This is a genomic window from Flavobacterium calami (genome assembly GCF_038290035.1).
Taxonomy (GTDB): Bacteria; Bacteroidota; Bacteroidia; order Flavobacteriales; family Flavobacteriaceae; genus Flavobacterium; species Flavobacterium calami.
Map to the genome: position 1 here is coordinate 231,701 of NZ_JBBYHS010000006.1, position 6,680 is coordinate 238,380.

Sequence of the window (6,680 nt, forward strand, 5' to 3'; positions counted from 1 at the left end):
CACCCCTTATTATGAATTTCAATTCTAACAAATTATATCGGATACCATTGCGTTATCATGTGTTTTTCTGGCTAACTTACTTCTTATTTAATACTTTTAGATGGGGCAGCTACTTTAATAATTATATCTATTCATTAAAAACAAACTTGTTGGGATTCCCAATTCACATGACTTTATGTTATTTGAATATACTGGTTTTCATGCCTTTGTTGGTCTATCGAAAAAAATATGTGCTGTATGTATTGTCTGTATTAGCAACCATTTTTTTAATGGTGGTGATCAAATTCAATCTTACCTATTTATTAATTACCCACGAAGTCTGGCCTGAAGGCCCACAAACTATTGAAAAACTAACTCTCAATTATACCATCGATATGATGATGGGAGAATTGTATGTGATGACTTTTGTAACCGCAATTAAGATAACCTTAGATTTCAAAAAAGAACAAAAAAGAGTAACTGATTTAGAAAAATCACAGTTAGAAACCGAATTACTTTTCCTTAAATCTCAAATTTCTCCACATTTCTTCTTTAATACACTCAATAATATTTATTCGCTATCTGTAGAAAAATCAAACAAAACACCCAAAATTGTTCTTAAACTTTCTGAATTAATGCGCTATATGCTTTATGATACTAAAGGCAAAAAACAATCTTTGGAAAATGAAATTTTATGCATTCAAAATTACCTTGATTTAGAAAGGATCAGAAATGATGAAAGACTCGAAATAAACATGGCTGTTTCTGGTGATATACATGATAAAGAAATTTCACCGGTGATATTACTTACTTTTATTGAAAATGCTTTTAAACACGGCGTAAATAAAAACACTGGCAAAGTAAAAATTAATGTCAATTTTAAAGTTAAAGGGGATTTTCTGCATTTTACAATTTCAAACCCAATGCCGGAAATTACACAGCATAAAGACAATTTTAACAAGTCAAGTGGTATAGGTATTGAAAACGTCAAAAAAAGACTTGAATTAGGCTATAATAAAAATGATTACAAGCTTTCATTTAAGAATAAAAAGAATATTTTTGTCGTAAAACTTGTGATTAAAGTCACCTAAAACAAATTCCCTCTTATTAGTTTTACCTGCTAAATTATTTCGCTCAAATAACTAAGATTATAGAAATGAAAATAAATTGTTTGATTATAGATGATGAGCCCCTGGCAATTAATATTATTAAAAATTACTTAGAGCCACTTGAAAATTTTGAGGTAATAAATACTTTCAGCAATCCGATAGAAGGCTTAAATTTCATAAAGAACAACAATGTCGATGTCATTTTTCTGGATATAAACATGCCTGTTTTAGACGGAATTAATTTTATAAAAAGTCTTGAGAACCCACCTTTAATAGTAATCACAAGCGCCTATAGTCAGTTTGCAATTGAAACTTACGAATTAGACGTATTAGATTATCTGGTAAAACCAATTGAGTTTCCAAGATTGATGAAAACGTTAAATAAAATAAGTAAGAGGATTGAGAAAAAGGACAATTTAACTCCGGACAGCCATCCTGACAGCCCTTTTATATTCGTTAAAATTGACAAAAAGAGAATGAAGAAAATTTTCTTTAACGAAATTCTGGTGATCGAAAGCCTTAAAGATTATCTAAAAATAAATACTTTAACAGGCAAATATATAATTCACAGCACCTTGTCCGATTTTACCGATTTATTACCCGAAAAAAACTTCCTGAGAATACACCGATCATACACAATTGCAATTGACAAAATCGATGCCGTTGAAGGAAATAGTATTGAGATTGAAGGCCTGAGATATGTTATTGGAAGATCTTATATCGATCATGTAAAACAAAGAATTTTAAATTTACCTATTTAAACGTTTTTTGGTCTGAGCATAATCTAAAATCTTTTATAACAAAAGCCTTTGTCAAAGTTCGAAACTTTTGACAAAGGCTTTTTCTTTTTAATTAAGCTTCAGTTTGTCATCTCTCCTTACGTCGAAATCACAAACGGGATTCTGCAAAAAGAATCACCAATCTTTATCAAATTTCCAGTGCGATTTCTCGTTTCTCGAAATGAACAAAATGAGGAATAACTTTGCGCCCTTCGACTTCGCTCAGGGTGACAAAAAACTTTGCAAACTTTTCGGCAAAATATCGCACACAAAATAAAATACAAAAAATGCAGCCAACCACGGCTGCATTTTCAAAGTTGGTAACTAACCAAATAAACCACATGAAATAGTTTATTATATTTTTGAAGATTCTTTTAGAAAAAATACCTTTTGAAAGCTTCAATCGCTGAGTAATCAGCAAGACCTAAAGCATGATATTTTTCTGCAGTTAATCTGTTTCTGTCTTCTGCCCTTATCCAGAATTCTCTACTGTCATCACCCTGAAACATCACTCCGTCTTTTTGAGACTGGTGAAAGAAAATTGCGTGACGTTTTTTCAGTACCTGATCCGGACTCATCGGAACTGCCATTTCAATCTGATATGACTCCCATTCGTGCCATGCCCCTCTGTACAACCAAACCCAACAGTCATCCATAAAACTTTTGTGTTTTAATCTCTTTAAAGCTTCGAATAAACTATCCAGACAAACTTTGTGCGTTCCGTGTGGATCTGCTAAATCTCCGGCTGCGTAAATTTGGTGTGGCTTGATTCTTTCGATAATATCACACATAATTTCAATGTCTGCTTCGCCCAGATTATTTTTCTTAACCGTACCTGTTTCATAAAATGGCAAGTCAAGGAAATTTACATTTGAATCCGGCACATTTAAATATCTCGTTGCGGCCAGAGATTCACTTCTTCTAATATACCCTTTTAACTTTCTAACTTCTAAAGAATCAACATCATTGCTTTTCTTATTTTTTAAAAAATGAATGATATTTTCAGATTCAACAGAATTTGGGTTTAATGCTTTTGAAATTTCAGCAAATTTTAAAGCTTCTTCATTCGAGACTGCAATATTTCCAGAAGTCTGGTAAGCAATATGAACATCATGTCCTTGTTCTACCAATCTGTCAAAGGTTCCTCCCATCGAAATAACATCATCATCCGGGTGTGGACTGAAAATGATAATTCTCTTTTTCTCCGGAGTAGCACGTTCAGGTCTGTAAGTATCATCGGCATTTGGTTTTCCTCCCGGCCAGCCTGTAATGGTTTGCTGCATTTTATTGAACATTTTAATATTCAAATCATACGCAGTTCCTTCCTCAGTCAAAACACTAGACATTCCATTGTCGTTGTAATCCTTATCTGTTAGTTTAAGAAAAGGTTTTTTAGTTAATTCACTTAACCATACTACTGCTTTGAGTTTTAATTCTTCTGTCCAGATTACGGATTTTACCAACCATGGTGTTTTTACTCTGGTCAACTCTGATGAAGCTTCTGCATCCAAAACAAAAGTTGTATTGTTGTGCTGTTGCAGGTATGTAGCAGGAACACGGGATGAGATTTCACCTTCAATAGTCTTTTTTATAATTTCAGCCTTGCTGATTCCCCACCCAAGAAGTACAATTCGTTTGGCATTTTTCACCGTTCCAATTCCCATTGTAATTGCCTTTCTTGGCACATTATCGATACCTAAAAAAGATGATGATGCATCAACCCTTGTTAAGTGATCGAGTGTAATACTTCTTGTTCCTGAATTTACGTGAGATCCTGGCTCATTAAAACCTATATGCCCCGTTCTTCCAATCCCTAAAAGCTGAAAATCTAAACCACCATATGATTTAATTTTCATTTCGTAATCTATACAATACTGCTGAAGATCTTCGCTGCTTATATTTCCGTTTGGAATATTAATATTTTCGGGTAAAATATTTACATGATTAAAAAGATGCTCGTGCATAAAATACCAGTAACTCTGAATATTGTTTTTATCCATTGGATAATACTCATCTAAATTGAAAGTTACTACGTTTGCAAAACTTAACCCCTCTTCTTTATGAAGTCGTACTAATTCTTCATATACTTTTATTGGTGATGATCCAGTAGCTAATCCTAAAACGCAAGGTTCGTTTAACTCTTCTTTTCTCTGAATTATATTAGCTATTTCCTGTGCAACTAACACAGAAGCTTCCTGAGATGAATCGAAAATTACATTGTGAATCTTCTCAAAACGAGTTTCTTCAAATTTACCCGCCTCTTTGAAATTTATACTTTCTTTAATCATTTGCCTGTTGTTCTAATTTATTAGTATAAAATTAAGTATTACATAATCTGATAAATCAAAAATTCGACTAATAACCTGTTAACTTCGTTAGAAAACATAATTTGAAGATTTTATAAATTAAAAACCGATTATAATGCTTCAATTACATTTATTTCTGCAATAGTGAGAGCCGATCCCTTTACTACTGCCGATTTAGCTACAAAACGAATATATCGTGCTTTAGCTTTTTTAAAAGTCTTAATCTGTTCGATCGGATTGTGTTTTATATTCGAAAATTCACCTTGCGACTGCAATGTCCATTTTACATTATCCATACTGGAATAGAATTCATAATTTGAAATCAAATTGAGATTATTTCCAACCTGTTGTGGCAGATAAGTGAAACCTTTTAGACTTAAAACTCCACCCATATCGATTATGATTTCCTGAGGCAGTTTATTGGAATCATTTCCAAAGCTCCAGTCTGTATTTGGATTTCCATCTATAATTCTGTCGGCCTGTTTTAAATCACCACTTGAAGCTGTAACTATTTTCCAGTTTTCTTTTGATACACCGAATTTTGCTGTTTTTACAGCACTGCTTACATTTTCTTGTGTATTTATAGCAACAGCTTGTATCTGACCTGCATTCTTATACTGAAATGTTCCTTTATACAAAATACTTTTTTTCGTTGGATTTTTTCCGTCAAGCGAATAATAAACAGGATTTTCGTCTTCAGATTTTATGGTTACATTGCCATTTTTATCACGGATGATTTCTGGCATACGCACATAAGTTGGTGCATTATAAGCCTGAATATTCGAAATAACGATACTTGCTTTGGAATCAGTAATATTTATTTTTAGCGCTGAAGCAGTAATTCTGTCGATCCTTAAAATTCTTTTATAACCAATGGTAGTTTCATTGGCAACCGTTTTCCAGTTTCCATCAACTTTAACCTCAATATTAAAAGCTTTCACACGTTGCCCGAGTGCGATATATTCCTGAAGTAAAATTCGGTTCACAGCAGTCGGTTTATCAAACTCAAAAGTTATTGAAGCTCTTTTAGTATTATCATCAGTTGCCCAATACGAATTTTTATCTCCGTCTGTTACATTTTTTGCCGTAAATAATGCGCTGTTTCCTCTTATATTATCAGCAGTAACTTTAGTTTTAGCTAATAATTCAGTTTTAAAATCTGCTTTTATAGTTGCAACTAATTCTTTTAATCTTGCCTCATCATTTTCATGAACCAAACCTCTTCTGTCAACCGGCAAATTCAACAACAAAGTAGCGTTTCGTCCGATTGATTCGTAATAAATATCGACCATTTCATCCAGCGGACGCACTTTATCGTCTTCAACCGAATGATAAAACCATCCCGGTCTGATAGAAACATCGGCTTCGCCCGGAACCCACTTTTCGCCGTCTTCATGTCCCGACATAAATTCTGTATAATGAACTTTGCCTGCCAATTCATCTTTCTGACGTAAAAGCGACCAATTTGTTTTTCCGGCACGACCTTCTTCGTTTCCAATCCATCTTGATTCAGAAGGACCAACTCCCCAAACCAGTGTTTTAGGGGCTATTTTATAGATTAGCTTATAAGTTTCATCCCAATTATAATATTCGAGGGTATTTATTTTTCGGGTTTCATTAGCGCCGCCATAATAGCCATCGCCTCCATTGGCACCATCAAACCACATTTCGAATACATCGCCATAATTGATCAATAATTCTTTTAACTGATTTCTGAAATAGGTTATATATTCAGGTTTGCCGTATGCAGCGTGGTTTCTGTCCCATGGAGAAAGATACAATCCTAATTTTAAATTATACTCTTTGCAGGCTGCCGCTAATTCTTTTACTACATCTCCTTTTCCATTTTTCCATGGAGAATTTTTCACAGAGCGTTCTGTATACGCTGACGGCCACAAACAAAAACCATCGTGATGCTTGGCCACCAAGATAATCCCTTTCATTCCGGCAGCTTTTACAATGCGCGCCCATTGTCGAACATCTAAATTCGTTGGATTAAATAATTGCGGTGACTCATCGCCATAACCCCACTCTTTATTTGTAAAAGTATTTAACGAAAAATGCACAAAAGCATAAAACTCCATTTCCTGCCAGTCGATTTGTTTTTGTGTTGGTAATGGGCCAAATGGTTCAGGAGCATTTTCCAATTTCTGAGAACAAATTGGTGATATTATTAAAAAAAAACTAAGCAATAAAAAAACATTTTTCATTAGCGCTCTAATTAGTGTTTTGTTAGTAAGGCAATTAAAAATATAAATTTAAAATAAATCAATATTTTATTCTATACTATTTCGACCAACAACGTTTTTAAGAGAGTCTTGGAATAATTGTAACGGATCAAGAACAAAACCTGGGGAACAATAATTAAATATTCTGATATTTGTAAAAAAAAGCATAGAATTGGATTCGTATATAGAGCTATTGAAATTAATCCTACCTGAATTTTTGATTGAAAATTTCAATCTAACATCTTTTAAAAACTCAGAAGAAAATCTGCATTTGTATTT

General features: G+C 33.3%; 5 protein-coding genes. 2 read left to right on the forward strand and 3 right to left on the reverse strand.

All coding sequences use genetic code 11. From position 1 onward, the window contains the following. Positions 1 to 11 precede the first annotated feature (11 nt). Both AAEO57_RS07345 and AAEO57_RS07350 read left to right on the forward strand, forming a co-directional pair. Positions 12 to 1,070, forward strand: coding sequence for a sensor histidine kinase (locus tag AAEO57_RS07345; protein ID WP_341691103.1), 1,059 nt, complete (start codon positions 12 to 14; stop codon positions 1,068 to 1,070). A gap of 65 nt (positions 1,071 to 1,135) precedes the next feature. Then, positions 1,136 to 1,849 (forward strand): LytR/AlgR family response regulator transcription factor, encoded by a 714-nt coding sequence (locus AAEO57_RS07350; protein ID WP_341691105.1) that lies wholly within the window; start codon positions 1,136 to 1,138, stop codon positions 1,847 to 1,849. Between the two features lie 392 nt (positions 1,850 to 2,241). Here the strand turns inward: AAEO57_RS07350 and nagB are convergent, their stop codons facing one another. The 3 genes from nagB to AAEO57_RS07365 form a co-directional block, all read right to left on the reverse strand. Beyond that, complete coding sequence (gene nagB, locus AAEO57_RS07355) at positions 2,242 to 4,155, reverse strand: glucosamine-6-phosphate deaminase (protein WP_341691107.1); 1,914 nt, start codon at positions 4,153 to 4,155, stop codon at positions 2,242 to 2,244. 128 nt (positions 4,156 to 4,283) lie between these two features. Then, positions 4,284 to 6,383 (reverse strand): alpha-L-fucosidase, encoded by a 2,100-nt coding sequence (locus AAEO57_RS07360; protein WP_341691109.1) that lies wholly within the window; start codon positions 6,381 to 6,383, stop codon positions 4,284 to 4,286. A 66-nt stretch (positions 6,384 to 6,449) separates the two neighbouring features. Further along, positions 6,450 to 6,680 (reverse strand): hypothetical protein (locus tag AAEO57_RS07365; RefSeq protein ID WP_341691112.1); only part of this gene is annotated, 231 nt, incomplete at its 5' end.

Bases quoted from the DNA above. Each gene is read 5' to 3' on its own strand.
- AAEO57_RS07345 (WP_341691103.1), top strand. From the start codon at position 12: ATGAATTTCAATTCTAACAAATTATATCGGATACCATTGCGTTATCAT.
- AAEO57_RS07360 (WP_341691109.1), bottom strand. From the start codon at position 6,383: ATGAAAAATGTTTTTTTATTGCTTAGTTTTTTTTTAATAATATCACCA.
- AAEO57_RS07350 (WP_341691105.1), top strand. From the start codon at position 1,136: ATGAAAATAAATTGTTTGATTATAGATGATGAGCCCCTGGCAATTAAT.
- nagB (WP_341691107.1), bottom strand. From the start codon at position 4,155: ATGATTAAAGAAAGTATAAATTTCAAAGAGGCGGGTAAATTTGAAGAA.